This window comes from Cupriavidus alkaliphilus (assembly GCF_014191175.1).
Lineage (GTDB): Bacteria > Pseudomonadota > Gammaproteobacteria > Burkholderiales > Burkholderiaceae > Cupriavidus > Cupriavidus alkaliphilus.
On the sequence record NZ_JACHWE010000003.1, the window covers coordinates 397006 to 423040 of the forward strand.

The 26035-nt window shown below is 66.8% G+C and carries 27 protein-coding genes; 12 read left to right on the top strand and 15 right to left on the bottom strand.

Annotated features, from left to right (window positions below; all coding sequences use genetic code 11):
* Nucleotides 1-48: 48 nt before the first annotated feature.
* Nucleotides 49-2397, bottom strand: a complete 2349-nt coding sequence (locus FHX60_RS13335; protein ID WP_183283611.1) for a Tex family protein — start codon at nt 2395-2397, stop codon at nt 49-51.
* Nucleotides 2398-2563: 166 nt separating this feature from the next.
* Here FHX60_RS13335 and FHX60_RS13340 point away from each other — a divergent pair, with 166 nt between their 5' ends.
* The 3 genes from FHX60_RS13340 to yoaA all read left to right on the top strand — a co-directional run bounded on the left by FHX60_RS13340 (nt 2564) and on the right by yoaA (nt 5860).
* Nucleotides 2564-3361: a hypothetical protein gene (locus FHX60_RS13340; RefSeq protein ID WP_092317177.1), complete on the top strand. Its 798-nt coding sequence runs from the start codon at nt 2564-2566 to the stop codon at nt 3359-3361.
* Between the two features lie 26 nt (nt 3362-3387).
* Nucleotides 3388-3591 carry a DUF465 domain-containing protein gene (locus tag FHX60_RS13345; protein ID WP_092317180.1) on the top strand — a complete coding sequence of 68 codons (204 nt, stop codon included), beginning with the start codon at nt 3388-3390 and terminating at the stop codon, nt 3589-3591.
* Nucleotides 3592-3775: 184 nt separating this feature from the next.
* Nucleotides 3776-5860: a DNA repair helicase YoaA gene (yoaA, locus tag FHX60_RS13350; protein WP_512698854.1), complete on the top strand. Its 2085-nt coding sequence runs from the start codon at nt 3776-3778 to the stop codon at nt 5858-5860.
* 79 nt (nt 5861-5939) lie between these two features.
* On the opposite strand, the gene FHX60_RS13355 is transcribed toward yoaA, so the two are convergent.
* Nucleotides 5940-6770, bottom strand: a complete 831-nt coding sequence (locus FHX60_RS13355) for an outer membrane protein assembly factor BamD (RefSeq protein WP_082818907.1) — start codon at nt 6768-6770, stop codon at nt 5940-5942.
* 17 nt (nt 6771-6787) lie between these two features.
* Between FHX60_RS13355 and FHX60_RS13360 the strand changes: the two genes are divergently transcribed.
* Both FHX60_RS13360 and pgeF read left to right on the top strand, forming a co-directional pair.
* The gene (locus FHX60_RS13360; RefSeq protein WP_183283613.1) at nt 6788-8050 is read left to right on the top strand and encodes an RluA family pseudouridine synthase; all 1263 of its coding nucleotides are present in this window, start codon (nt 6788-6790) and stop codon (nt 8048-8050) included.
* The gene (gene pgeF, locus FHX60_RS13365; protein WP_183283798.1) at nt 8034-8837 is read left to right on the top strand and encodes a peptidoglycan editing factor PgeF; all 804 of its coding nucleotides are present in this window, start codon (nt 8034-8036) and stop codon (nt 8835-8837) included. The genes FHX60_RS13360 and pgeF overlap by 17 nt, the downstream gene beginning before the upstream one ends.
* 13 nt (nt 8838-8850) lie before the next feature.
* On the opposite strand, the gene FHX60_RS13370 is transcribed toward pgeF, so the two are convergent.
* Entirely contained in the window at nt 8851-9078 is a 228-nt protein-coding gene (locus FHX60_RS13370; RefSeq protein ID WP_112777369.1) for a hypothetical protein, read from the bottom strand.
* Between the two features lie 447 nt (nt 9079-9525).
* Between FHX60_RS13370 and phaC the strand changes: the two genes are divergently transcribed.
* The 4 genes from phaC to phaR all read left to right on the top strand — a co-directional run bounded on the left by phaC (nt 9526) and on the right by phaR (nt 14354).
* On the top strand, nt 9526-11307 hold the full coding sequence (gene phaC / locus FHX60_RS13375) for a class I poly(R)-hydroxyalkanoic acid synthase (RefSeq protein WP_183283614.1): 1782 nt from the start codon (nt 9526-9528) through the stop codon (nt 11305-11307).
* 80 nt (nt 11308-11387) lie between these two features.
* A complete protein-coding gene (locus tag FHX60_RS13380; protein ID WP_092317196.1) occupies nt 11388-12569 on the top strand; it encodes an acetyl-CoA C-acetyltransferase in 1182 nt (393 codons plus the stop codon).
* Between the two features lie 71 nt (nt 12570-12640).
* Nucleotides 12641-13381 carry a 3-ketoacyl-ACP reductase gene (locus FHX60_RS13385; protein ID WP_112777371.1) on the top strand — a complete coding sequence of 247 codons (741 nt, stop codon included), beginning with the start codon at nt 12641-12643 and terminating at the stop codon, nt 13379-13381.
* A gap of 421 nt (nt 13382-13802) precedes the next feature.
* Complete coding sequence (gene phaR / locus FHX60_RS13390; RefSeq protein ID WP_018004481.1) at nt 13803-14354, top strand: polyhydroxyalkanoate synthesis repressor PhaR; 552 nt, start codon at nt 13803-13805, stop codon at nt 14352-14354.
* Between the two features lie 52 nt (nt 14355-14406).
* On the opposite strand, the gene FHX60_RS13395 is transcribed toward phaR, so the two are convergent.
* Nucleotides 14407-14697, bottom strand: a complete 291-nt coding sequence (locus FHX60_RS13395; protein ID WP_012352636.1) for an addiction module antidote protein — start codon at nt 14695-14697, stop codon at nt 14407-14409.
* Between the two features lie 314 nt (nt 14698-15011).
* Between FHX60_RS13395 and FHX60_RS13400 the strand changes: the two genes are divergently transcribed.
* Together FHX60_RS13400 and FHX60_RS13405 are read left to right on the top strand one after the other, a co-directional pair.
* Nucleotides 15012-15968, top strand: a complete 957-nt coding sequence (locus tag FHX60_RS13400; RefSeq protein WP_112777372.1) for a tRNA dihydrouridine synthase — start codon at nt 15012-15014, stop codon at nt 15966-15968.
* A 300-nt stretch (nt 15969-16268) separates the two neighbouring features.
* Nucleotides 16269-16808, top strand: a complete 540-nt coding sequence (locus FHX60_RS13405; protein WP_183283615.1) for a hypothetical protein — start codon at nt 16269-16271, stop codon at nt 16806-16808.
* Nucleotides 16809-16889: 81 nt separating this feature from the next.
* On the opposite strand, the gene FHX60_RS13410 is transcribed toward FHX60_RS13405, so the two are convergent.
* Genes FHX60_RS13410 through FHX60_RS13420 form a run of 3 tightly spaced genes read right to left on the bottom strand, consistent with a single transcriptional unit; the run spans nt 16890 to nt 18986 of the window.
* On the bottom strand, nt 16890-17186 hold the full coding sequence (locus tag FHX60_RS13410) for a hypothetical protein (protein WP_183283616.1): 297 nt from the start codon (nt 17184-17186) through the stop codon (nt 16890-16892).
* A 46-nt stretch (nt 17187-17232) separates the two neighbouring features.
* The gene (locus FHX60_RS13415) at nt 17233-18003 is read right to left on the bottom strand and encodes a hypothetical protein (RefSeq protein WP_183283617.1); all 771 of its coding nucleotides are present in this window, start codon (nt 18001-18003) and stop codon (nt 17233-17235) included.
* Nucleotides 18000-18986 carry a phage Gp37/Gp68 family protein gene (locus FHX60_RS13420; RefSeq protein WP_183283618.1) on the bottom strand — a complete coding sequence of 329 codons (987 nt, stop codon included), beginning with the start codon at nt 18984-18986 and terminating at the stop codon, nt 18000-18002. The genes FHX60_RS13415 and FHX60_RS13420 overlap by 4 nt, the downstream gene beginning before the upstream one ends.
* Nucleotides 18987-19020: 34 nt before the next feature.
* Here FHX60_RS13420 and FHX60_RS13425 point away from each other — a divergent pair, with 34 nt between their 5' ends.
* On the top strand, nt 19021-19539 hold the full coding sequence (locus FHX60_RS13425) for a hypothetical protein (protein WP_183283619.1): 519 nt from the start codon (nt 19021-19023) through the stop codon (nt 19537-19539).
* Between the two features lie 20 nt (nt 19540-19559).
* Here the strand turns inward: FHX60_RS13425 and FHX60_RS13430 are convergent, their stop codons facing one another.
* From FHX60_RS13430 to FHX60_RS13465, 8 genes are all read right to left on the bottom strand, one after another.
* The gene (locus FHX60_RS13430; RefSeq protein WP_183283620.1) at nt 19560-21341 is read right to left on the bottom strand and encodes a DNA cytosine methyltransferase; all 1782 of its coding nucleotides are present in this window, start codon (nt 21339-21341) and stop codon (nt 19560-19562) included.
* Nucleotides 21338-21796, bottom strand: a complete 459-nt coding sequence (locus tag FHX60_RS13435) for a zinc-finger-containing protein (RefSeq protein WP_183283621.1) — start codon at nt 21794-21796, stop codon at nt 21338-21340. The genes FHX60_RS13430 and FHX60_RS13435 overlap by 4 nt, the downstream gene beginning before the upstream one ends.
* A complete protein-coding gene (locus tag FHX60_RS13440) occupies nt 21793-22107 on the bottom strand; it encodes a hypothetical protein (RefSeq protein ID WP_183283622.1) in 315 nt (104 codons plus the stop codon). The genes FHX60_RS13435 and FHX60_RS13440 overlap by 4 nt, the downstream gene beginning before the upstream one ends.
* The gene (locus FHX60_RS13445) at nt 22104-22268 is read right to left on the bottom strand and encodes a hypothetical protein (RefSeq protein WP_221210000.1); all 165 of its coding nucleotides are present in this window, start codon (nt 22266-22268) and stop codon (nt 22104-22106) included. Before FHX60_RS13445 ends, FHX60_RS13440 begins: the two co-directional genes overlap by 4 nt.
* A gap of 17 nt (nt 22269-22285) precedes the next feature.
* Nucleotides 22286-24082 (bottom strand): AAA family ATPase, encoded by a 1797-nt coding sequence (locus FHX60_RS13450; RefSeq protein WP_311729084.1) that lies wholly within the window; start codon nt 24080-24082, stop codon nt 22286-22288.
* Entirely contained in the window at nt 24025-24717 is a 693-nt protein-coding gene (locus FHX60_RS13455) for an Rmf/CrpP family protein (RefSeq protein WP_183283623.1), read from the bottom strand. Before FHX60_RS13455 ends, FHX60_RS13450 begins: the two co-directional genes overlap by 58 nt.
* A gap of 108 nt (nt 24718-24825) precedes the next feature.
* Entirely contained in the window at nt 24826-25830 is a 1005-nt protein-coding gene (locus FHX60_RS13460; protein ID WP_183283624.1) for a hypothetical protein, read from the bottom strand.
* Between the two features lies 1 nt (nt 25831).
* Nucleotides 25832-26035, bottom strand: coding sequence for a hypothetical protein (locus FHX60_RS13465; protein ID WP_183283625.1), 204 nt, complete (start codon nt 26033-26035; stop codon nt 25832-25834).

Below are 26035 nucleotides of genomic sequence, written 5' to 3' on the forward strand. Positions count from 1 at the left end.
GCCCCGCACGGCTTCCCGTGCGGGGCGTCGTGGCCGAAGCAGGCGCGCTCAGCGCTTGAGCTTGGCGAAGGCCGCGGCCATGGCGCCGGCCGGCTCCGGCTCGCGGCGGCCGCCGCCGAAGCCCTTGCCGCCGCCATTGCGCTGGCCGCCACGGTCGCCGCCACCGGCGCGCGCCGCGGCCTGGCCGGGCTCGTCGTCCAGCCGCATCGACAGGCCGATGCGGTTGCGCTTGACGTCGACCTCCATCACCTTGACCTTGACGATCTGGCCGGCCTTGACCACTTCATGCGCGTCCTTGACGAACTTGTTCGACAGCGCGGAGATATGGACCAGGCCGTCCTGGTGCACGCCGATATCGATAAACGCGCCGAACGCGGCCACGTTGGTGACCACGCCTTCGAGCACCATGCCGGGCTGCAGGTCCTTGACGTCCTCGACGCCTTCCTGGAAGGTCGCGGTCTTGAATTCCGGGCGCGGGTCGCGGCCCGGCTTTTCCAGTTCGGACAGGATGTCGCGCACGGTGGGCAGGCCGAACGCATCGTCGGTGAACTTTTCCGGTGGCAGGCCGCGCAGCGCCTCGCGGTTGCCCATCACATCGCGCAGGCCCTTCTTGACGTGGTCCAGGATGCGTTGCACCACCGGATACGCTTCCGGGTGCACCGACGAGCGGTCGAGCGGATTGTCGCCGTCGTTGATGCGCAGGAAGCCCGCGGCCTGCTCGAAGGTCTTGTCGCCCAGGCGCGGCACCTGCTTCAGCGCATTGCGGTTGGCGAAGGCGCCGTTGGCGTCGCGGAACTCGACGATATTGCGCGCCAGCACCGAATTCAGGCCCGACACGCGCGCCAGCAGCGGCGCCGAGGCGGTATTGACGTCGACGCCGACGGCGTTGACGCAGTCCTCGACCACCGCGTCCAGCGCGCGCGCCAGCTCACGCTGGTTGACGTCGTGCTGGTACTGGCCCACGCCGATCGACTTGGGATCGATCTTGACCAGTTCGGCCAGCGGGTCCTGCAGCCGGCGCGCGATCGACACCGCCCCGCGCAGCGACACATCCAGGTCCGGGAATTCCTTGGCGGCCAGCTCCGACGCAGAATAGACCGAGGCGCCGGCCTCGCTGACCACGATCTTGGTCAGCCTGAGCTCGGGCATCTGCTTCATCAGGTCCTGCACCAGCTTGTCGGTCTCGCGGCTGGCGGTACCGTTGCCGATCGAGACCAGCGCCACGCCGTGCTGCCTTGCCAGGCGCGCCAGCACGGCCAGCGAGCCGTTCCAGTCGCGGCGCGGCTCGTGCGGATAAATGGTGGCGGTCTCCAGCAGCTTGCCGGTGCTGTCGACCACCGCCACCTTGCAGCCGGTGCGGATGCCCGGGTCGATGCCCATCACCGACTTGGGGCCGGCCGGCGCCGCCAGCAGCAGTTCGTGCAGGTTGCGGCCGAACACCTTGATGGCCTCGCTCTCGGCGGTCTCGCGCAGCTGCGTCAGCAGCTCGGTCTCCAGGTGCGGCTGCACCTTGACGCGCCAGCACCAGCGGCACACGTCGCCCAGCCACTTGTCGGCGGGGCGGCCCAGCTGCTGGATGCCGACATGGCGCGCGATCATGCCTTCGCACGGATGCGGCACCAGCGCGTCCTGCTCTTCGCCCAGCCCCAGCTTGACCATCAGCACGCCGGCATTGCGGCCGCGGAACAGCGCCAGCGCGCGATGCGACGGCACCGTGCGAATGGTTTCGCTGTAAGCGTAGTAGTCGCGGAACTTCTCTTCCTCGGCGGTTTCCTTGCCTTCCATCACGGTCGACGCGACCACGCCGTTGTTCCACAGGTGCTCGCGCAGTTTGCCCAGCAGTTCGGCGGTTTCGCCGAACTGCTCGGACAGGATGTCGCGCGCGCCGTCGAGCGCGGCTTTGACGTCGGGCACGCCGCCGTCGGCGGTGGGGTTGCCGTTGACGTACTTCGCCGCCTCGGTCTGCGGGTCGAGCGTGGGATCGGCCAGCAAGGCCAGCGCCAGCGGTTCCAGCCCGCATTCGCGCGCGATCTGGGCGCGCGTGCGGCGCTTGGGCTTGTAGGGCAGGTAGAGGTCTTCCAGCGCCTGCTTGGTTTGCGCGGCTTCGATTGCGGCCTGCAGCTCGGGCGTGAGCTTGCCTTGTTCCTCGATCGACGCCAGGATCGCGGCACGGCGGTCTTCCATGTCGCGCAGGTACAGCAGGCGCTCTTCCAGGTTGCGCAGCTGCGTATCGTCGAGGTTGCCAGTGACTTCCTTGCGGTAGCGGGCGATGAAGGGGACGGTGGCGCCTTCATCGAGCAGCGCCACGGCCGCGGCCACCTGGCGGGGCTGCACGGACAGTTCGGCCGCGATGAGCGAAACGATCTTTTGCGAGACGGATGCGGGCAGGTTGGACATCGTGGAACGCAGCGTGAGACGCAGTCAGTCGAAAGCGGGGCATTTTGCCACAAGCGCGCGGGCCTCCGGCGGGGCCGGCGCCGTGGCTCCGGCGGGAGGCGTCGCCCGCACCTGCGCAGGGGCCGGCGGGCAGGCCGCGCTCCGGCCCGGATGCTAGAATCCGGACATGATCGTCAAGCCCCGCCCGGCCGCCGCCAAGGCCACCCTCCCGGCCATGCCATCCTTCGCCAACGTGCCCGATTTCATCCTGATCCGCCGCGGTGCCCTGGCCGCCGTGGCCGTGGCGGCCTGTGCCGCGCTGATGCCGCTGCGCGCGGCGCAGGCGCAGGCATCGGCGCCCGCCGCCAGCGCCGCACCCGCCGCCGCGCGTGACTTTGCCGCCGAGCGCAAGGCCATCGGCGACTCGCGCGCCTGGACCAACTACCGTTTTGCCGCCGCCGAGCGCGAGTGCTACAGCAAGTTCTTCGTCACCCGCTGCATCGACAACGCCAAGGAAATCCAGCGCGAGGAGCTGCAGGTGCTGCGCAAGCGCGAGCTGGAAGTGGGCGAGGCCGAGCGCGCCCACCGTGCCGCCGAGCGCGACCGCGAACAGGCCCTGCGCCGTGCCGAGTTCGAGGCCAGCCAGCCGCAGCGCGCCGCCAGCGAGCAGTCCAGCCGCGAGGCCTACGAGAAAAAACAGCAGGAACAGCAGCTGCGCGACGCGCAGCGACAGGCCGACGCCCCGCAGCGTGCCGCCAACGCCCAGGCCTATGAGAAGAAGCAGTCCGACTTCGATGCCCGCATGCGCGAGGCGCAGCAGAAGGGCGCGGAACAGGCCCGCCAGCGCCAGGAGAACGTGAAGGCATACGAAGACAAGCAGCGCGACCTCGAGCAGCGCCAGAAGGCGCTGGAAGAGCGGCGCGCCAAGGCCAGGGAGCAGCAACAGGGCGGCCCGGCGTCGGCGCCGCGTCCGTTCGGCTTCTGAGCCGGGTGATGGCAGCGGAGGCATGGATGGACAGCAACCTGAATACCCTGGAACGGCGCATCATGGAGTTGCAGATCGAGCACCGCGATCTCGACTTCCTGATCGACCGGCTGGCCGACGATGCGGTCCATGACGAATTGCAGCTGCGCCGGCTGAAGAAGCGCCGGCTCAAGCTGAAGGACGCCATCACGCTGCTGCAGCTTCAGCTCGAACCCGACGTCCCGGCCTGAGCGCCGTCGCCCCGGGCGCGGCGATGCCGGCAAGCGCCGCCGGTTTGCCGCAGCCCATACAACATTCCCCACCTTGTCCGATCTTCCCGATTCCCGCCAGTTGTCCCTGGACAGCGACCCGAGCGACCCGAGCGACCCGAGCGCCCCGAGCGACCCCAGCGAGGCCGCGGCGCCTGCCCACGCCATGCAGGCAGATGCCGCTGCCAGCCGCGGCGCCGAGCTTGCCACCATCTTTGCCGATACCGGCACGCTGGCCCAGGCCATTCCCGGCTACCGCCCGCGTGCCTCGCAGCACAAGATGGCCGAGGCCGTCGCCGGCGCGATCGCGCAGAACGACGCCGTCATCGTCGAGGCCGGCACCGGCACCGGCAAGACCTACGCCTACCTGGTGCCCGCGATGCTGTGGGGCGGCAAGGTGATCCTGTCCACCGGCACCAAGAACCTGCAGGACCAGCTGTTCCTGCGCGACATCCCGACCGTGCGCCACGCGCTCAACGTGCCGGTCTCGGTGGCGCTGCTCAAGGGGCGCGCCAACTACGTCTGCCACTACCACCTGGAGCGCGCGCAGGCCGGCGGGCGCCTGGCCTCGCGCCAGGATGCGGCGTGGCTGCGCGAGATCGGGCGCTTTATCAAGGAAACCGCCACCGGCGACAAGGCGGAACTGGCGTCGGTGCCGGAGAACGCCCCGGTATGGCAGATGGTGACCTCCACGCGCGACAACTGCCTCGGCTCGGAATGCCCGTATTACAAGGACTGCTTCGTGATGCGCGCGCGCAAGGAAGCGCAGCAGGCCGACGTGGTGGTGGTCAACCACCACCTGTTCTTCGCCGATGTGGTGCTGCGCGACACCGGCATGGCCGAGCTGCTGCCCGCCGCCAACACCGTGATCTTCGACGAAGCGCATCAGTTGCCCGAGACCGCGACGCTGTTCTTCGGCGAGACCCTGTCGACCAGCCAGCTGCTGGAGATCGCGCGCGACACCGTGGCCGAGGGCCTGTCACATGCGCGCGATGCGGTCGACTGGGTGGCGCTGGGCGCGCCGCTGGAACGCGCCGCGCGCGACCTGCGCCTGGCCTTCGGCAAGGACAACGCGCGCCTGGCACTGGGCCAGATCGAAGCCGACCGCCGCATCGCCGAACCTTTCAACGAGACCCTCGATGCGCTCGACGCGGCGCTGTCGGACTTCGTCGGGATGCTTGAAAGCCAGGCCGAGCGCGCCGAATCGCTGCAGCAATGCCATCGCCGCGCGCTCGAGCTGGCAAACAAGCTGGCCGCCTGGCGCACCGATGCCGCGGCCGCGCCGGCACCGCAGCCAACCGACGGCGACGAGCAGGGCGAGGCCGCGCCGTCCGCTGGCCCGGAAACGGTGCGCTGGGTCGAGGTGTTTTCGCATACCGTGCAGCTGCACCGCACGCCGCTGTCGATCGCGCCGATCTTCACGCGGCAGCGCGGCGGCCAGCCGCGCGCGTGGGTCTTCACCTCGGCGACGCTGTCGGTGAAGGGCAATTTCACCCATTACGCCGCGCAGCTGGGGCTCGACAAGGACCGCTCGCTGACGCTGCCGAGCCCGTTCGATTACGCCAGGCAGGGCCTGCTGTACGTGCCGCGCGACATGCCCGCGCCGCAGTCGCCGCAGTTCACCGATGCGGTGGTGCAGGCCGCGCTGCCGCTGATCGAGGCGGCCGGCGGGCGCACCTTCCTGCTGTGCACCACGCTGCGCGCGGTGCAGCGTGCCTCGGACCTGCTCTACGATGCCTTTGCCGAACGCGGCCTGAACCTGCCGCTGCTGGTGCAGGGCCAGGCCAGCCGCACCGAACTGCTGGACCGCTTCCGCGAGCTGGGCAATGCGGTGCTGGTGGGCAGCCAGAGCTTCTGGGAAGGCGTGGACGTGCGCGGCGAGGCGCTGTCGCTGGTGATCATCGACAAGCTGCCGTTCGCGCCGCCCGACGATCCGGTGCTGGCCGCGCGCATGGAAGTGCTGCAGAAGAAGGGCCTGAGCCCGTTTGCCGTGCACCAGCTGCCGCATGCGGTGATCACGCTCAAGCAGGGGGCGGGGCGGCTGATCCGTTCCGAGTCGGATCGCGGCGTGCTGGCGATCTTCGATACGCGCCTGGTCGAGAAGCCCTACGGCCGCCAGATCTGGCAGAGCCTGCCGCCGTTCACGCGCACGCGCGAGGCGGCAACGGTGGTGCGCTTCCTCGAGTCGCTGCGCGGTGCGCCCGCCGGGCAGCAGGCCGAGACCGGCGCCGGGGATGCGGCCGCCGACTGATCACGACGGATCGCGGCAAAAGAAAAACGGGACGGTCATCCGACACGTCCCGTTTTTTATTGCTGCCGGCGCGGCGGCGTCAGAACACTTCCCACCAGGACTTGTCCTTGCGGCGCGCGCCGTACTTGATGAAGTCGCTCTCCGGGAAGTTCTTCTCCATCACGCGCGCGGTGTCGTCGCGCAGGTCTTTCATGCCCATCGCGTCGTACGAGCGGATCATGATGTACAGCGCCTCTTCGTTGGCCGGCGCGCCGTCGTAGTCCTTCAGCGACTGCTGGGCGCGGTTGACCGCGGCGAGGTAGGCGCCGCGCCGGAAGTAGTAGCGCGCGGCATGCACTTCATGCTGGGCCAGCGAGTTGACGATGTACTGCATGCGCAGCGTGGCGTCAGGCGTGTACTTGCTTTCCGGGTAGCGCGTGATCAGCGTATGGAAGGCATCGTAGGCGGCGCGCGCGGCCTTGGGGTCGCGTTCGCTCAGGTCCTGTCCCGAGAAGCGGCCCAGCCAGCCGAGGTTGTCGTTGAAGTTGATCAGCCCCTTCAGGTAGTAGGCGTAATCGATGGTGGGGTGGTTCGGGTGCAGCTGGATGAAGCGGTCCACCGCCGCCAGCGCGGCCGCGGTCTCGCCGTCCTTGTAGTTGGCGTAGGCGGTGTCGATCTGCGCCTGCTGCGCATAGCGCCCGAACGGATAGCGGCCCTCGAGCTTTTCATACAGCTTGACGGCGCGCGTGTAGTCGCCGCCATCGAGGGCATCCTTGGCTTCCGAATATAATTTGTTGGCCGACCAGCCGGCGGTCTCGTCGGGCTGGTCCGCGAGCAGGCCGCATGCCGACAGCATGACGCAGCCGCCTGCGAGCAGAACCGCTCCAATTGTCGTGCGCCAGCGCGCGCGTTTCATGCTCTGCAATTGCATGGGCAATCGTATCCCGGATGAAGAAAAATAGCGTCAAGCATTATAGCCCAAGCCCCCAGCCCAACCCGGAAGCCGGAGATGGCGTGGGAGGACTGCCACCCGAACGGGTGCGCGCCGCCGCGGTGGTGGCCGATTTCGAGGCCAGCGCGGAAGAATTCGACGATGCCGCCGGCGCGCCCAGCGGCGCGGCTGAAGGGTCCGACGCGGCCATGACCCTGTCGCTGGAGGTGGACAGTGCCTCGCACGGCGAGCGTCTCGACAAATTGCTGGCGCGTCACTTCAGCGAGTTTTCGCGCAGCCGCCTGCAGCAATGGATCGAAAGCGGCGCGGTGCGCGTCGACGGGCAGGTGCGCCGTCCGCGCGACGCGGTGCAGATGGGCAACCGGATTGAGGTGCAGCCGCAGGCCGCGCCGGAATCGTCGGCCTTTGCGCCCGAAGAGGTGCCGCTCGACGTGGTCTACGAGGACGACACCCTGCTGGTGATCAACAAGCCCGCCGGGCTGGTGGTGCATCCCGCCGCCGGCAACTGGAGCGGCACCGTGCTCAATGGCCTGCTGCATCGCTACCCCGGCGCCGCGTCGCTGCCGCGCGCGGGCATCGTGCACCGGCTCGACAAGGAGACCTCGGGGCTGATGGTGGTGGCGCGCACGCTGACGGCGCAGACCGACCTGGTGCGGCAGCTGCAGGCGCGCACGGTCAAGCGCACCTATATCGCGCTGGTCTGGGGCCGCACCTATGACGAAGGCACCATCGACGCGCCCATCGGCCGCGACCCGCGCGAGCGCACCCGCATGGCGATCGTGCAGACCGCCAGCGGCAAGCCGTCGCGCACGCATTTCCGCACGCTGGCGACGGTGCCGCTGGGGCGGGGCTTCGTGTCGATGGTGATGTGCAAGCTCGAGACCGGCCGTACCCACCAGATCCGCGTGCATTTCGAATCGATCGGGCATCCGCTGGTGGGCGACCCGGTCTATTTCCGCGCCACCCAGCGCGGCCAGCGTCCCGCGATCCGCGTGCCGCTGCCGGTGCCCTACGAGCGCCAGGCGCTGCATGCGTACAAGCTCGGCCTGGTGCATCCGGCCACCGGCAAGCACATGTCGTGGACCGCGCAGCCGCCCGAGGACCTGCAGGCGCTGATCGATGCGCTCGACTTCGAGAGCGCGCAGGCCGACGACGAGGACGAGGCCTGGGACGAAGTGTGGGAAGGCGGCGAGGCCCACTGGGAATACGCCGGCGACGATGACGATGACGAAAGTGACGGCGATGAGCGCGACGCCTGATCCCGCCTGGCTGGTGCCGGACTGGCCGGCGCCGGCGCGCGTGCGCGCATTGTCGACCACGCGCCAGGGCGGGGTCAGCCAGGGGCCGTACGGGCTGGCCGGCGGCATGCCCGGCGGCCTGAACCTGGGCACTCACGTTGGCGACGATCCGGCCCGCGTCGCGCGCAACCGCGCCCGGCTGGCCGCGTGCCTGCCGTCGATGCCGCAATGGCTGGAACAGGTGCACGGCTGCGCCGTCGCGACGGTCGACCATGTGGCCGCAGCGGGCGATCCCGTGCCGCAGGCCGATGCGAGCCTGGCGGTCTCGCCGGGCCATGTCTGCGCCGTGATGACGGCCGACTGCCTGCCGGTGCTGCTGTGCGATGCGCAGGGGACGGTGGTGGGAGCCGCGCATGCGGGCTGGCGCGGCCTGTGCCATGGCGTGATCGAGGCCACGCTGGCGCGGATGCAGGCGGCCGCCGGCGGCGCGGCCACGCGCTGGCTGGCATGGCTGGGGCCGGCGATCGGTCCCGACGCCTTCGAGGTCGGCGCCGAGGTGCGCGAGGCCTTTCTCGCGCAGGCACGCCCGGGCGAACAGGCTGCGGTGGCCGCGGCGTTCCGCGCCGGGGCCCCTGGCAAGTACTTTGCCGATATCTATGCGCTGGCGCGAACGCGCCTGGCCCGCGCAGGCTGCGTCGACATCCACGGCGGCGATGCCTGCACCGTTGCCGATGCCGGGCGCTTCTACTCCTACCGGCGCGACGGCGTGACCGGCCGCATGGCCAGCCTGGTCTGGCTGGCCGACTGAGCGCGGCTCTGCCTTACTCGTCCGCGCGCTTCGCCGCCTCGCTCGCCGGGGCGCCTTTCTCCAGCGCGCGTTCGGCCTCGGCCTTGCGCCGGCGCCGGCCGGGCGTGCCCATGATGTAGAGCACCAGCGCGACCGGCGCGACCCCATACATCAGGAAGGTGGCGACCCCCGCCACCACGTTGTGCTCGGTGATCGCCATCATCAGCGCCACGTAGAGCCAGCCAATGGCCACGATGTACATCAGAATTTCATCCTTCTCGACTATGCTCGATGGCCTCGGCAGGTGCGTGTGCTGCATTACCGTCCGGTAGGTCGGGCAGCGCGCGGCGCCGGGGCGGATTTCCGCATTGACAGCGCGCGCGTTGCAAGGCAACAATGGCCTCGAATGTCTCGGAATCGCTGACGATTCCCAGGTTTTTCCGGCAAGCATAACGCATGGCGCTGGCAACCGAGGAGCCGCGCCCGCCGGATAAAAGGGAGCCGCTATCGGAATGGATGCAAGCCCTGGCCGCAGGTTGTGCGACCCGGGGTTCCAGGCCAGTTCCAGGGCAGATGTGCCGGCTTACCCTCCCGCTGCGGGGAGGGCCGGAGCCGGGTCCATTCGGATAGCATCTCCCCATGCAGAGTGCCGGCCAGGGCAATGCCCGGAGCCGGTTCGAATAGTGACGGCAGAGAGACAAAACTGATCATGGCGACCGGCAAAGGTGCGGCAGCTTCCACGCAGGAAGGCAAGTCCCAACCACCCAAGTTCACGCCGGGGCCATTCGATCCAGCCACCTGGCTGGAATGGTCCCGCCAGTGGCAGGGCACTGAAGGCAACGGCCACGCGGCCGCATCCGGCATGATGGCCGGCATCCCGGGTCTCGATTCGCTGGCAGGCGTGAAGATCGCGCCGGCACAGCTGGCCGACATCCAGCAGCGCTACATGAAGGACTTCGCCGCGCTGTGGCAGGCGCTGGCCGAGGGCAAGCCCGACGGCATCGGCCCGCTGCACGACCGGCGCTTTGCCGGCGACGCGTGGCGCAACAACGTGCCGTACCGTTACGCCGCCGCTTTCTATTTGCTCAACGCCCGCGCCCTGACCGAACTCGCCGACGCCGTCGAGGCCGATGCCAAGACGCGCCAGCGCATCCGCTTTGCGATCTCGCAGTGGGTCGACGCGATGTCGCCCGCCAACTTCCTTGCCACCAACCCGGAAGCGCAGCGCCTGCTGATCGAATCGGGCGGCGAATCGCTGCGCGCCGGCGTGCGCAACATGATGGAAGACCTGACGCGGGGCAAGATCTCGCAGACCGACGAGACGGCGTTCGAAGTGGGCCGCAATGTCGCGGTGACCGAAGGCGCGGTGGTCTACGAGAACGAATACTTCCAGCTGCTGCAGTACAAGCCGCTCACCGCCAAGGTGCATGCGCGCCCGCTGCTGATGGTGCCGCCTTGCATCAACAAGTACTACATCCTTGACCTGCAGCCCGAAAGCTCGCTGGTGCGGCATACGGTGGAGCAGGGCCATACGGTGTTTCTGGTGTCGTGGCGCAATCCCGATGCCAGCATGGCGTCGCGCACCTGGGACGACTACATCGAGCACGCCGCCATCCGCGCCATCGAAGTCGCGCGCGACATCAGCGGCGAGGACCAGATCAACGTGCTGGGCTTCTGCGTCGGCGGCACCATCATTTCCACCGCGCTCGCGGTGCTGGCCGCGCGTGGCGAGCATCCGGCGGCAAGCCTGACGCTGCTGACCACGCTGCTGGACTTTGCCGACACCGGCATCCTCGACGTCTTCGTCGACGAGGGCCACGTGCAGTTGCGCGAAGCCACGCTGGGCGGCGGTGCCGGCGCGCCATGCGCGCTGCTGCGCGGGCTGGAGCTGGCCAACACGTTCTCGTTCCTGCGCCCGAACGACCTGGTGTGGAACTACGTGGTCGACAACTACCTGAAGGGCAATACCCCGGTGCCGTTCGACCTGCTGTTCTGGAATGGCGACGCGACCAACCTGCCGGGGCCGTGGTACTGCTGGTACCTGCGCCACACCTACCTGCAGAACGAACTGAAGGTGCCCGGCAAGCTGACCGTATGCGACGCGCCGGTGGACCTGGGCAGCATCGACGTGCCGACCTACCTCTACGGCTCGCGCGAGGACCATATCGTGCCGTGGACCGCGGCCTATGCCTCGACCGCGCTGCTGAAGAACAAGCTGCGCTTCGTGCTGGGCGCGTCCGGCCATATCGCCGGCGTGATCAATCCGCCGGCAAAGAAGAAACGCAGCCACTGGACCAACGACGCCTTGCCGGCGTCGCCGCAGCAATGGCTGGCCGGCGCCACCGAGCATCCCGGCAGCTGGTGGCCGGACTGGTCGGCATGGCTGGCCAGCCATGCCGGCGCCAAGCGCGCCGCGCCTGCGGAGTACGGCAACGCGCGCTACCCTGCGATCGAACCCGCGCCTGGGCGATACGTCAAAGCCAAGGCTTGATGCCCGCAACCCCGCCGGCGTGCGCCCAGCGCGGGCGCCGGCGGGCTGCGGGTCCCTGTTTCCATTGAGAGGACTACACCATGACTGACGTTGTCATCGTATCCGCGGCCCGTACCGCGGTTGGCAAATTTGGCGGCTCGCTGGCGAAGATCCCGGCGCCGGAACTGGGTGCCGTGGTGATCAAGGCCGCGCTCGAGCGTGCCGGCATCCAGCCGGAGCAGGTCAGCGAAGTGATCATGGGCCAGGTGCTGACCGCCGGCTCGGGCCAGAACCCGGCGCGGCAGGCTTCGATCAAGGCAGGCCTGCCGGCGATGGTGCCGGCCATGACCATCAACAAGGTGTGCGGCTCGGGCCTGAAGGCAGTGATGATGGCCGCCAATGCCATCATGGCGGGCGACGCCGAGATCGTGGTCGCCGGCGGCCAGGAGAACATGAGCGCCGCGCCGCACGTGCTGCCGGGCTCGCGCGACGGCTTCCGCATGGGCGATGCCAAGCTGGTCGACACCATGATCGTCGATGGCCTGTGGGACGTGTACAACCAGTACCACATGGGCATCACCGCCGAGAACGTGGCCAAGGAATACGGCATCACGCGCGAAGCGCAGGATGAATTCGCGGTGGGCTCGCAGAACAAGGCCGAAGCCGCGCAGAAGGCCGGCAAGTTCGACGAAGAGATCGTGCCGGTGCTGATTCCGCAGCGCAAGGGCGACCCGGTGGCGTTCAAGACCGACGAGTTCGTGCGCCACGGCGCCACGCTCGACAGCATGTCCGGCCTCAAGCCCGCCTTCGACAAGGCCGGCTCGGTGACCGCGGCCAACGCTTCGGGCCTGAACGACGGCGCCGCCGCGGTGGTGGTGATGTCGGCCGCCAAGGCCAAGGAACTGGGCCTGACCCCGCTCGCCACCATCAAGAGCTACGCCAACGCCGGCGTGGACCCGAAGGTGATGGGCATGGGCCCGGTGCCGGCGTCCAAGCGCGCGCTGTCGCGCGCCGGCTGGACCCCGCAGGACCTGGACCTGATGGAAATCAACGAGGCCTTCGCCGCGCAGGCGCTGGCGGTGCACCAGCAGATGGGCTGGGATACCTCCAAGGTCAACGTCAACGGTGGCGCCATCGCCATCGGCCACCCGATCGGCGCGTCGGGCTGCCGTATCCTGGTGACGCTGCTGCACGAAATGAAGCGCCGCGATGCCAGGAAGGGCCTGGCGTCGCTGTGCATCGGCGGCGGCATGGGCGTGGCGCTGGCGGTCGAGCGCAATTAAGAAGGGGTGCGCCGGGCGCGCGCATGGCGCGGCCCGGCGGCAAATAACGAAAAGCCAATCAAGGAGTGGACATGACTCAGCGCATTGCGTATGTGACCGGCGGCATGGGTGGTATCGGGACCGCCATCTGCCAGCGGCTGGCCAAGGATGGCTTTCGCGTGGTGGCCGGCTGCGGCCCCAACTCGCCGCGCCGTGAAAAGTGGCTGGAGCAGCAGAAGGCCCTGGGCTTCGACTTCGTCGCCTCCGAAGGCAACGTGGCGGACTGGGATTCGACCAAGGCGGCCTTCGACAAGGTCAAGGCCGAGGTCGGCGAAGTCGATGTGCTGATCAACAATGCCGGCATCACGCGCGACGTGGTGTTCCGCAAGATGACCCGCGCCGACTGGGATGCGGTGATCGACACCAACCTGACCTCGCTGTTCAATGTCACCAAGCAGGTGATCGACGGCATGGCCGACCGCGGCTGGGGCCGCATCGTCAATATCTCGTCGGTGAACGGGCAGAAGGGCCAGTTCGGCCAGACCAACTACTCCACCGCCAAGGCCGGCCTGCACGGCTTCACCATGGCGCTGGCGCAGGAAGTGGCGACCAAGGGCGTGACGGTGAACACGGTGTCGCCGGGCTATATCGCCACCGACATGGTCAAGGCCATCCGCCAGGACGTGCTCGACAAGATCGTCGGCACGATCCCGGTGAAGCGCCTGGGCGAGCCGGAAGAGATCGCATCGATCTGCGCCTGGCTGGCGTCCGAGGAGTCCGGCTTCTCGACCGGCGCCGACTTCTCGCTCAACGGCGGCCTGCACATGGGCTGACCTGGCGCTCGGCCAGCCGCGCCGGCGGGCCGCGTTTTGCGGTGCAGCCAGCGCGGCGCACAAGGCGGCGTGCGCAGGAATTCGCCGTCGGTTTCGCGGGCCGTGATGGCCCGCGAATCATTTCCAGACATGCGGCATTGGCCCCGCGGCGCGCCCATTTACCGGGTTTTCCTTAAGGCCAGTCGCTTTTCTTAGTGCTTTGTTGGGCATAGAATCAGGGCAGCGGCGCGGCCAGCACCATAGTCGTGCAGCATGGCCCTCGCGGGGGCGAGACGGCGGGCCGCGGCGCGCAGCCATGCGCGAACAGCCGCAAGACGGCCGGCACGATAACAGCAGATGGCGCGGGCGGTACCGATTTGCGCACTGCACCCCATGCGGTGCAGCAGCGCGCAATCAGCGACGACACAAGGACAGAGCACCGATGGCCACGACCAAAAAAGGCGCAGAGCGACTGATCAAAAAGTATCCCAATCGCAGGCTCTACGATACCCAGACCAGCACCTACATCACCCTGGCCGACGTCAAGCAGCTGGTGATGGATTCCGAGGAATTCAAGGTCGTCGACGCCAAGTCCGGTGACGAACTGACGCGCAGCATTCTGCTGCAGATCATCCTGGAAGAAGAGACCGGCGGCGTGCCGATGTTCTCCAGCGCGATGCTGTCACAGATCATCCGCTTCTACGGCCATGCCATGCAGGGCATGATGGGCACCTACCTGGAAAAGAACATCCAGGCCTTCATCGACATCCAGAACAAGCTGGCCGAGAACTCCAAGGGCCTTTACTCCGGTGAAGCGTTCAGTCCCGACATGTGGTCGCAGTTCATGAACATGCAGGGCCCGATGATGCAGGGCATGATGAGCAACTACATCGAGCAGAGCAAGAACCTGTTCGTGCAGATGCAGGAGCAGATGCAGAACCAGGCCAAGAACATGTTCGGCACGTTCCCGTTCAACCAGCCGGACAAGAAGTAGCAACAAGCCGCGGCGGGCGGTCGCCCGCCGCCCCCGCACCGCGTGCCGGCGTTCAGCCGGCGCTCGCATGCAGGCGAATGCCCAGCGCCCGCATCACCTTCCAGATCGTCCCGAACTCCGGATTGCCTTCGCCAGACAGCGAACGGTAAAGGCTTTCGCGCGACAGGCCGGTTTCGCGGGCCAGCCGCGTCATGCCGCGGGCGCGTGCGACCACGCCGAGCGCGTAAGCAATGAAACGATCGTCGTCCCCGGCTTCGGCCAGGCAGGCGTCCAGGTAGGCGGCGATTTCCGTTTCGTTGCGCAGTTGTGCGGCCGAGTCCCAAGGGCGGGTAGGTTCTTTCATGACTCTCCAGGCCTGGATGCGAATCCTGGCGGCGTTGTCGCGCAAGGCGGAGTACCAGCGATCAAAAGTATGGGTTGTGCGTATGCTGAGCATACCACACCGTAGCCCGTAGGCTACAACCCTGAAATCACCGATTCCTGAAAACCACCCAATCCCAAAGCAGGTAGAATGCGCGCTTTGCCCCATTCGGGGCCCCTGTATCGCATCGTCCAGCGGCGGCTCAGTTTGGGACTCGCCATGTTTGCGCGGCGTCCCATGTCCAACGTTCTCAAATCCTCCTGTCCGGCGCCGGTGCCCGCGGCGCGGTGCTTGCCATGAGCCGGCTGTTCCTGGCCCCGATGGAAGGGCTTGCCGATTATGTGCTGCGCGATGTGCTGACCGATGCCGGCGGCTACGACGGCTGCGTGTCGGAATTCGTGCGGGTGACGGGGTCGCTGCTGCCGGCGCGGGTCTACGAGCGCGATACGCCCGAGATCCTGTCCGGCGGCTACACCCGCAGCGGCACGCCGATGGTGATCCAGTTGCTCGGCAGCGATCCCGGTTGGCTGGCGCGCAATGCCGCCTATGCCGCAACCCTGTCGCCGCATGGCATCGACCTGAACTTCGGCTGCCCCGCCAAGGTCGTCAACCGGCATGGCGGCGGCGCGATGCTGCTGACCAACCCGGCGCTGCTGAACCGGATCGTGGCGTCGGTGCGCGCCGCGGTACCGGCCAATATTCCGGTGACTGCCAAGATGCGGCTGGGCGTCTCGGATACCGCGCTGGCCATCGATTGCGCCACCGCGCTGGCGGAAGGCGGCGCGGCCTCGCTGGTGGTGCATGCCCGCACGCGCGACCACGGCTACCGGCCGCCGGCCCACTGGGACTGGATCGCGCGCATTGCGGCCGCCGTGGACATTCCCGTGATTGCCAACGGCGAGGTCTGGACCGTGGCGGACTGGGCGCACTGCCGCGAAGTCAGCGGTTGCGCCGACGTCATGATCGGGCGCGGCGCGGTCTCGGACCCGTTCCTGGCCTTGCGCATTCGCGGGCAGATGCCCGGCACGCCGTCGGACGAAGAATGGCCGCTGGTGCTGGGCCAGATCGCGGCTTACCTGGACAAGCTGCATGCCCGCATCGCCTCTTGCCACGAGCACGGACGCGTCAAGCTTTGGCTCAGCTATCTCAAGCGGACCTGGCCGCAGGCGGGCGAACTGCATGCGGCGATCCGGCGCATGCAGGACTCGCTGCAGATCGCGCAGGTCCTGCAAGGCCTGCAAAGCGCGAAGTGACGTCGGCCTGACTGCGGGCCGATGCAGGATGTCGTGCGTCAGGCGCCGGCAAATTCCGGCAAACGGTTAAAATGCGCGATTGCCTGTTCGCGCCTGGCGGCCTTGTCTCAGTGACCGACGGTCCGGCCGCCGCGCCTTGCCCCACATTCGGATTCCAAAGTGAAAAACCCCTCAGAAGCAACGATCCAGAAAGACCATAGTCCGCGTGTGGGATTCGTTTCCCTTGGCTGCCCGAAAGCAAGCAAAAATATACCGCATTGAGCGTTATACTTTCGTCACTTTTCCGGACGGGAGAACGGGATGTCAACTTACGTGGAGAGGGCGCTCTTTATCGTGGCCCCTCGAAACTTTGGCAAGAGCACAGTGCTGCGCTCGATGTTTCAAGACCCCAGGTTCGGTACGAATGGTGACATTCCTACCGCGTCGAACCTCAGTGACGTTTTCCGGCTCGGCAAGGATCGGCGCCTGTACCTTCGACTTATGTCACCCCATGAGTCCGGGGAGAGCCTGACCGATTTCATCGGCAAAACAAAGGGGAAGATGACGGGTGGACGATGGTGCTTTGCTGGGCCGCTTCACCCGGGAGCCTACAAGGAAATGCCAGACGCTGTGACGACCATCGGCCGATTTATCAAGACCTTTGATCCTGAGCGTGTTCGTGTCGTTCTTCTCTGGCCTAGTCACCACGAAGACGAGAATGAGGAGTTTGGTGCAGATACGGTCGAGAACTTGCTGGAGGAACTCCAGGAGGTGGACGGTCGAGTCGAGGTACTTTGTGTCGACGGGCGCAAGCGCGGCCGGAGCGGTCTGCTTCTGGCCGACTACTTCGACTTCGCGTAGGGCTCGCCTAGGCTTGTTTTCATGCAACGCCAATCGCTCTTCCAGAGCGATTAAAACCCCCGGTCCAGCCCGGGGGCTTTATCAGATCTGTGGCATGCCCGACCCTGGTGGCTTGGCAAGCACCCGCAGGTGCCCAGACCCCATCAGAAAATTGCGGTAGGCCTCGACCGCGACTTTGAAGGCGGCGTTCTCTACGTCGCGCCCCGCGTCCAGTACATTGCCATCGGCATCGATGACCGCCAGCTTGGCGGGACGGCCGTCTGCGGTGGTCACCGTCAGGCCTTGGAAGCTGACGGCGCTGATTGCGCAATGCGCCGGCGCCACACCGGCCAGTTCTAGGGCGGCCGGCACCGCGGCTTCGTATTTGGTAGTGCCCATGGTTATCTCCCTTCCAAGAAATTGTGATCCGTGGTGGGACAGTGCATCACGATGTCGCCTCGTTTTCGGTTTCGGCCGGAACAGCGCAAGCAGCCAGCGCCTGGTCCAGCGTTTCGAGCGCGCGATTCACGTTGGCGCGCAACGACCGTAACCCGCTGTAGGCGCTCAGCACGCCGCTGTCCATCACCATCTTGACCGCGCGGCCAATCTCTTCGGATCTCGACCAACGGCCGATCTTCACGCCGCTGATGCGCTCGATGTCGGCGATGGCCTCGCGTAATCCGTCGGCCTCGCGCAGCCCGTCCTTGATCCGCCGCTCAATGTGCTCCTGGTCGCGGGCGCGTATCTCCAGCACCTGCTTGTCGACCAGGGCCTTGACGACATCCGCATCGGCCCCACTGGCTCGGCGCAATATGGCCGCGACAAAGGTGCGGCTTGGCGGCTCGGCCTCCAGCTTTGGTGCAGGAACGATGACCTTCAGCTTGCCGGACGTCTGCACCTCGTAGAGGCCCCATGTCGGCGGCAGTTCGACCTGCTTGACCAGCCCGGGCGGTGTGACGATCCACCAGCGATCGCAGAAGCGCTGCACTGGCCCGGACTTGTCTGGCTGCTTCAGCTCGCGCTGCCAGTCGCCGCGGCTGACTTTGGCCTCGAATCCGTGAATCTCCATGCCGCGGGACGGCCAGAGGTTCATTGCCACGGCATCCGCCCAGCGGCGCTGACTCACGCCGGTGCCGTCGCCTACGTTGAACAGGAGCGCCCACTCTGGCGCGCCGAAGGTGGCCCGCAGCGCCGCATTGACCTGGCCTGTGTTCACGATCGTACCTCCGGATACCCATCGTGCCGAACGCCGTCGAGCAGGCGGCCGGCGGCGATCTTGCCCACCCGCGTGACAAGTCGCCATCTTGTGCCGGTCCTGCCGGCAACAGCGTCCTGCATAAGTGCGGCCGCCTCATCGCTGTCGATGTCGCAATAGCCTCGGCCGTCGGCCGCGACCCACGCAGCCTTGCCGGAACTACCGCTTTCGCACCATTCGCCCCACTGCTTGAACAGGAACGGCACGCCGGCCGCGGCGCACTGGTCGCGCAGGCTGCGAGCCCAGTCAGGATGCATCGGCCGCGCACCGGGGCCGCTCTCGCCGCCGACGATTACCCAGCCGATGCCGCAGTGCTGTTCGCAGGCAACATGCTCGCCACCGGCGCGCCGATCGATTCCCTGCTTGTTGAGCTTCTCGCAGTAGCCCAGCCAAGACGAAACATCCACGGGGCCCAAGAGCGGCTCCATCGAGAGGAACCGCGCGCGCGCCGGAAGTTCCAGCAGTTTGGGGATGTCGCGGTCGGCCTCGGCCTGGCTGGTGATCGTGGCGCCTAGCCAGACGTTGTCGGGCAGCCAGCCAGGGATGATCGATACCATCGCTGGCACGTTGCCGATGCGCTTGGTCAGGAGCAGCCAGTCGAGATTCGGCGTGCTGCGGATCAGCGCGAACAGATCCTCACGCCATCGCGGATCGACGGCGTTGTCGAAAACGTCGGCCAAGCTGGCGCAGAAGACGCGCTGGCGCCGGCGGTGCTGGGCATAGAAAACACCGGCGTCGCGGTTCCACGCCAGCGGCTTGCGCCAATTCGCAGGCGACGTGCGCCGCCGAGGCGCACCCGGCCCCCAGTTCACCGCTGTGCCGCCGGCGAAGCGTGCGTTGCGCGTCTCGGCGTAGCAGTGGTCGCAGCCAGGCCCGACCTTCTGGCAGCCCTCCCATGGGTTGAAGGTGTGGTCGGTCCACTCAATTTTGCTGTTCTCGCTCATGCTAGGATGCCTCTCAAAATTTCGGAGGGGACTTATGGAAAACAATGCCGCAGCACTTCAACAAGTCATTGCAGCATGGGTTCAAGCCGTTGGTTCGATCCTGGCAATTTGCGCGGCTATTGGCATTGCTTGGTGGCAGCGAAAAGAAGATCGCAGGCATGAAAGCCAACAAGCTGCGAACGATGAAAAGCGCCTTTTGCTGAATGTTCTTAAGATCGGTAATGAGGTCAAACTCGCTGTGCAAGCCGCTTATGAGTACAGAACCGATCCAGCAAACGGCGACACGCCGGATCAGCGCCACCGAGAGATTCGCCGATTGGAGTATGGGATCCAGGCGATCAGTGGCATCCCTCTTCACCAGCTTCCGTCGATTAACGCCATCGGAGCCCTCATGGAACTTCGAGCGATAGCTGCTGAAACCTCCGTTCTTATTGGCCAGATTCAGGGCACGCGTGGCGGCGCAGAATGGGTTGCTCGCCGCTTTGAGCCGCTGTCGCGGCGTGCAAGTGTGCAGGAGCAGGACCTGATCGATGCCTTGCCCCCCAACATTTGACGGGTTGCCCTTATCGTCTTTCATGCCGAACCCCAGTTCTCAACGGCGATTGCTACGGCCACTGAACGCACCCACACCGGCGTGGCCGATAGCATGAACGTCTCGCCGGTCTCGGCCAGCAGCAGGGTAGTCCCCATCATCTCGGCAATAGCCTCGGCGGCCTCCGGCGGCACCGCGTTGCCGATGCGCTCGCGCCAGGCCTGATCGCTGAGCCCGTCCAGCTCGAGGTATTCCTCCGGCTCGATCAGCGATTGCAGGGCAGCCAACTCCAGCGTGGTGAACGGGCGGTGCCAGGTGCCATCCAGCGCCCGGATGATCGCGACGAGCTTGTCATTTCCCGCAGGTAGGCGCGGATCTGCGACCGACCAGCGTCCGTTGTCGTAGCCCGCCGCCGCGGACACGGCGCCGCTGTGCTGGCCCCAGCTCACAACGCCGTAATGACCGGCCGTGAGGTAGGCATCGCCCTTCTCGCGGTGGAAGCCTGGGCGCGGGTCGGCCACGGCGAACGCGCCTTGCCCGGTGGTGCTGCTGGCGATGACGGTGCCGCTGGCCTGGTCCCACGGCGTGACCGCGTATTTGCCGAAGGTCGGCCCGTCGCGGCGCGGATCGGCGACGCACTGGCCGGTGCCGTGGGCGCTGGTGACGGCGCCCGCCGGGCGATGCCACGGGACGATACGGAATTCGTTGTTGTGCTTGGCCGGGCCGGCATGGCGCGGGTCAGCAACGCTGAACGTGCCCTGGCCGGGCGATTTGACTCCTATGATGGCGCCGGAGGGATCGCCCCAGCGCAGCACGCCATACTGTTGATACTGTGCCGCGTTGGCCGGGCCGCGCGGATCCGCCACAGAAAAGGCACCATTGCTCGGTAGCGATTCACCTGCGACTGCGCCGGCATGTTCGTCCCAGCCAAGGACGCCCAGCGCGCCATTGCGACGCTCGGGCATGATCAGGTAATCCCGCAAGTGGCCGTCTGCCACGGCCAGCCGATCTAGGCTGCGCCAGTCGCTGCCGGCTTCGACGAAGGCCAGCCGCACCCACGTCTTCCACTGCAGGGACGGCACACGGTGCATCGGGCCGGCTTCGGCGGCACCTGGCAGCGGCATGCGGCCGAGAACGGTGCCGACACCTTGCAGGCGCTTCACAGGCGGCTCGTAAAGGAACGCCGGCACCTTGGCGGTGTGGCGAGCCACCAGCAGAAACCGCTTGCGGCTTTGGGCCAGCCCGCCGATCACGCCACAGTTGTGTGTCGTCTCGTTCACGGCATAGCCGTAGTGGCGCAGCAGTTGCCCGATCTGGTCCAGCAGGTGCCGGCCGCGCGTGGCCAGCCGCGGAACGTTCTCGAACACGATCAGCTCGACCGGATCATCCTTCCACGCCTCGCACATCAGCCAGACGCAGCGAAGCGTCAGCTCGTTGAGCGCCTGGTACTTCGGCGTGCGGCTCAGGGCTTCCGATAGCAGTCCGCTGGCGCCCTTGCAGGGCGACGAGATGAACACGCAATGAGGGTGCTCGTTGTTGGCGGCGCGCCGCACGTCAGCCGGGAAGGCCTCGCGCCAGCCCACCGGCGGTTCCTTCCCGTGAAAGGCGACGTATTGCGCGCGCGTGAACAGGTCCATCACGGTGCACGGCGTGCCCACCAGGCGGTGGAAGTCGCGTGCCGCGGCAGGATCGTTATCGATGCCACCGATGCAGCGCCAGCGCCCAACCATGTTCCTCACACGGGCCACGGCTTTCTTGAAGCCCTTGGCGCCGCCGCCTAGGCCGGAGCACATCGTGAAGCAGTTGTAGATGCGCTCGATCATGGCTGCAGCTCCTTTGCCAATTTCAGGCAGGCGGCCACTACGCGTTGGCACGTCTGCACGTCGAACCACCCAATGTGACATTCCTCGACGTTATCGATGCCCAACGCGCCGGCCAGCCAGGCATACGCTTCCGCGCGCGTCATGCGACCGCTTTCCCAGATAGGGTTGAATGCCGTCTTCGCACGTTTGCGAGCCTCGCGTGTCGGGGCGTCCGCCAGCGTGCCGAGTGGGATGTTGGTGAACGGGTGCAGACCTACGTACGCATGGCATTTGCGACCGGTGCAGCGATAGGCCCAAGGCCAGTCGCCGTAAGCGCGACCGTAGATATGCTCGTTGCTCACGATTTCGACTGTCGCGCTGCAGAATGGGCAATGTGTCGGCGCAGGCAGCGGGTTCTTCACGCGCGCGGTGGCGGTGCGCGATGGGTTCCAGGGGGTTGGGGCTGCACGTTTCATGGTTGCAACTCCTCCGCGCTGACACGCAGCGTGATGCCAAGTCGGTCCTGCACCGCCTGGGCAATTCCTTCCTGAACCTCCGGAGTGATGTCGAACTGCGTCTGACCATCAGGAATGACGATCTTCGCCTGCAGCGTCGGCCGCTTGAACAGGCTCTCGGGCAGCTGCAGGCTGATCCTGACTGGTACCTCAGTCGCGGCGCAGTCTGGCTTCGATTTCGTGACGCGCACGGTCGGCTTGCCCGTCTGGTATCCGCCAGACGAGAAGCGCTGGCTGACGATCGCGTAGAAAACGACGTTGACCGTGCTCATCCGAAGTGCCTCCCATGCAGTTCGTCCAGCTTGTCGACCTGGGCGCCGGAGAGCTTGGTCACTTCGCCGGCATCCGAGACCTCGGCCAGTTTGCGGACGAAGTCTTGTTCCCACTGTGTGAGGTCCGTTGTGCCCAGCAGTCCGCGTAGGCGATTGATCATGGTTGTGGTGCTGACAATCACGCTGCCTCCCCCAGGTTGCCGGCCTGTTGGTTCGCCACCCAGAACGCCTGTACGCTTTCCGGCAGGCCGCTGGGCGGCGCCTTCAGGCTCATGAAGATCAGCGCCGTGTCGATCGAGCCGTCAGCGGCCAGGTCATCCAGCCACCAGAAGAGCCTGTCGCGCTCGGCCCCGATCAGCACGTCGGCGCGGTCCAGCACCAGCAGTCGCAGTCCGGTCAGGCACGCGATCGCCTCGGCGATCATCGCGTCCGCGCGCCATTTCTCCGACTCGGAGAGCAGGGCATACGGCCGGCCGCCGTCGGCGGTGATCGTCATATCGGCCTCGATGCCGATGCGCATCCATTCGGATTCGTTGGCGGCAGCAGAAAGGCGCTCGTTAATGGGGTCCAGCGCTTCGGCGAGCAGCTCGCCCGGGATGCCGCCGGGGCCAAGGGCTTCGGCCAGCGCTTCCCAGGCGACCACGTCGGCGTGGTGCTGGGCAGCCTTCGCCGTCTGCTCGGCGGCTTGGGCGATCGCGCCGCGCGCGGTGCGCGCGGCTTCCAGTTCCTCGCTGACCTTGCCGATCGCGGACTTCAGGATCGCCAGCTCGGCCTCGATCTTGGTGCGCAACTCGTCGTCGGTGTCACCGCTGTCAGCCGCGGCGTCCTTGCGCAGCAGCTCGAGCTGCTTGGCGGCGGCGTCGGCCGCGTCACGCTCGGCGGTGCGGCTCTTGAGGGCGTTTTCCAGCACCTTCAGGCTGCGCTCGTACTCGGGCAGGCGGGCCGCGGCTTCGGGATCAGCCTGCGTCGGCTCGTACTTCGCCAGTTGTCCGGCCAGGAAGAGCAGCATGGCGCCGCACTCGGGGCAGGCGCACGGCATGCCGGCTACCTTGCCGCCGGCGGCGGCGCGCAGTGCTTCGACCTTGGGCCGGAAGGCGTCCAGCTCGGCCTGCGCGCGCGCGACGGATTCCTGCGCCTTGGGCAACTGATCCGCTTTGCCGGCTAGGTCGGCAATCTGACGATCGCGGTGGGCGCGCTGACGCGCCGCGGCGTCGATCTCGCCCAGCTGTCGCTGCAGGTCGCCAACCGACCCGCTGGCTTCCGCGATATCGGCCTCGCATTCCGCGATGGTCGCGGCAAGGTCTTCGGGTGCCGGGCCACCGGCCGGCGCCGGCGCGACCCAGTCGGCGGCCTTGACGCTGCCGTAGGTCTCATTGGTGATGGCCCGCCACGCGCCCTTGGCGGCGGTGGCCTTCATCTGCGCTTCCTTGGCGGCTGCTTCGAAGCCGGCGCGCACCATGGGCAACACTGCTTCGACCTTCTTCGTGTCGCAGCCGCGCGCCGCCAGGCGCTCGCGTACCTGGTCGGTGCCGATCTTGATGCCCATCAGGTCGAACAGGAAGGCGCGGCGCTCCTTGACGTCCATGTGGGCGAAGCGCTGGGCATCCAGAAGGAATGGTAGGCGCGGGTCAGCCGGGATGCCCTGCGTGGCCTTGCCCGAGGGCAGGGCTACGCTGTTGGACTGCGGGCCGACGGAAATCACAATCGACCCCGATTCGGTTCCGTCGTGCAGCAGCTGGCCGAATTCCTTCTTCAGCCCGACGCGCACCGATTCGCCGGCCAGCGCCAGACGGACGGCCTCCTGCACGCTTGACTTACCTGCGCCGTTCGGGCCGCAGATCAGCGTGACTGGCGTGGTCAACTCGAGATCGGCCGCGCGGATGCCGAGGAAATTACGGATGTGTATGTTGGTTAGCTTCATGCTGCCTCCGGCGCAGGATTCGCTTCGTGCCAGGCCTTCCAGCCCTTCACCCACTGAATACACAGCGCGCCCGCCATCACCGGGCAAGCGCTCTCCGGCTTTCCTTCGGCAGCGGCGTCGTAGCCCGCCTGCAACGCAGCATCGAGTTCTTCCTGCAACGGCTGGTGTTCGATGCCGATCACCTTGGCCTCGCCGTCGATCACGCCATCGTCCTTGCCTGAGGCGTCGGGCATGCCGTCGCCATCGCCGTCCGTATATTCCTTGCCGAGGTTCAGGCCGCGTTGGTCGGACTCGCCGCGAACTTCGCCCATGCCAGCGGTGAATGCCTCGGGGTTGCCGCTGACCACGAGCAGTACCGCTTGGCCTTGCGCGGCGGCCAGCTCGAGCAACCCGGGCGCGGCCTTGCCAAACTTCACCGTGGCCTGCGTCCCGTTGTGGATGGTGACTTTGTCGAGATCGCCTTGCAGGACCGTGCGACCGTTGGCGGCGATGAGGTGGACGGCCATCTTGACCGAGGCGTCGACGCGATCGCGCAGGCGGCTGATGATGTCGTCCTGCTTCTTCTGCGACAGCTTCACCCAGGTGTCGGGCAGCATCTTCATCTCGAGCACCAGCGCCGACAGAAGATCCTTGCCAACCGTGGTGGCGGTCATGTTCAGGGTTTCGCGCATTTCCGGGGAGTGGCTCATTTCTGTATTCGGTGTCAGTTTGTCTTGGGCCGCGGCTCAGCATTCGGCGGCGCGGCGCTGTTCTTCCTCCCGCGCTACAGCCGTCCGCGCAGGCAGTCTCACAGGTGTTCAGTCAGCGTTGATCGGTGCGCGAGCGCGGCGGGTCGGCTGCGCGGCCGGCTCGTCCGGCGGCGCCAGCTCTCGCATGCGGCGCGCGGCAACCTGGTTTAACGTCGCCTTCTGTGTTTCGTCCGGCAACTGCTTGATCAGGCTGCGCGCATAGTCCAGGTCCTCGAGCGAAGAGGCCTGCAGCAGCTCGCGGTTCACGTCCTGGAAGGTCGGTCCGCCCGAGCCGACAGCACCGCCATCGTCCTGCTCGGGCTCGCCAACTGGTGCGTCGGTGCCTTGGACTTCCGCTTTTTCCCCTTCAGGTGAGGCGGGTTGTGCTGACTCACGCTCGATGATGTCGGCCGGCTGGGCCGGCGAAGCGGCGGCGCGCAGGCCTTCGACCGATACTGTGTAGCTGCCGTCCGGGCGCATGTCGATCGTGTCGGCCAGTTCTTCGGCAGTGGGCAGGCCCATCGAGATCTCGGGTGCCGCCGTGTTGATCATCCACGCCGCACTGCGGTACATGAGCATCAGCTGGGGGATCGTTTGCCACTTCGATCCCTTCTTTTCGTACCAGCCCTCGCTCTTTGCCATCTTGATGGTGATGTCCGGGCCAACAATCTTCTCGCCGGTGGCATTCTCAATCGCCCAGGCGCGGCAGCCCCAGTCGTCGCTGCCCTGCTTGCCGATCCACTCGTATTTCAGGGCGGAGAAGCGGCCGCAGTGGTTGAAGGTGGCGATCAGAAACTTCGCAGACCAGCCCGGCCGGCCGTGCACGACGTACAGGTTCTGCATGACCATCAGCTCGTCAGCTTTCAAGCGGCTGGCAAGGTTGAGGGCGATCATGCAGTTGGCGACGTTGCCCTGATACTGCTGTGGCACCAGATTGGAAGTGGCAAATGCCTTCGCAACGCGTTGCAGCAACTCGAAGCCCTGCAGGTCAAAGAAGCCGGCGCGGACAACCGGCATGCTGGCTTCGCGCACGGCGGGCGCGCGCATTTGTTCAATGGTGGCGGTAGCGGTCATGTCAGTTCCCTTTTCGGTAGGCGGTGTAGTCGTCGCGGCTCACGACGGCGATCAGGCGCTCGTCGCCGGGCTTCGCCGCCTCGCCGTACTGGCGCAGTTGATTGGCTACAAAGAGGTCGCGGTCCCAAACGCGGTGCTGGTTCACCACCGGCTTGTGTTTTCCAGTCGGATCGGTCAGACGGATGTAGATGTCTTGGGCTTTCAT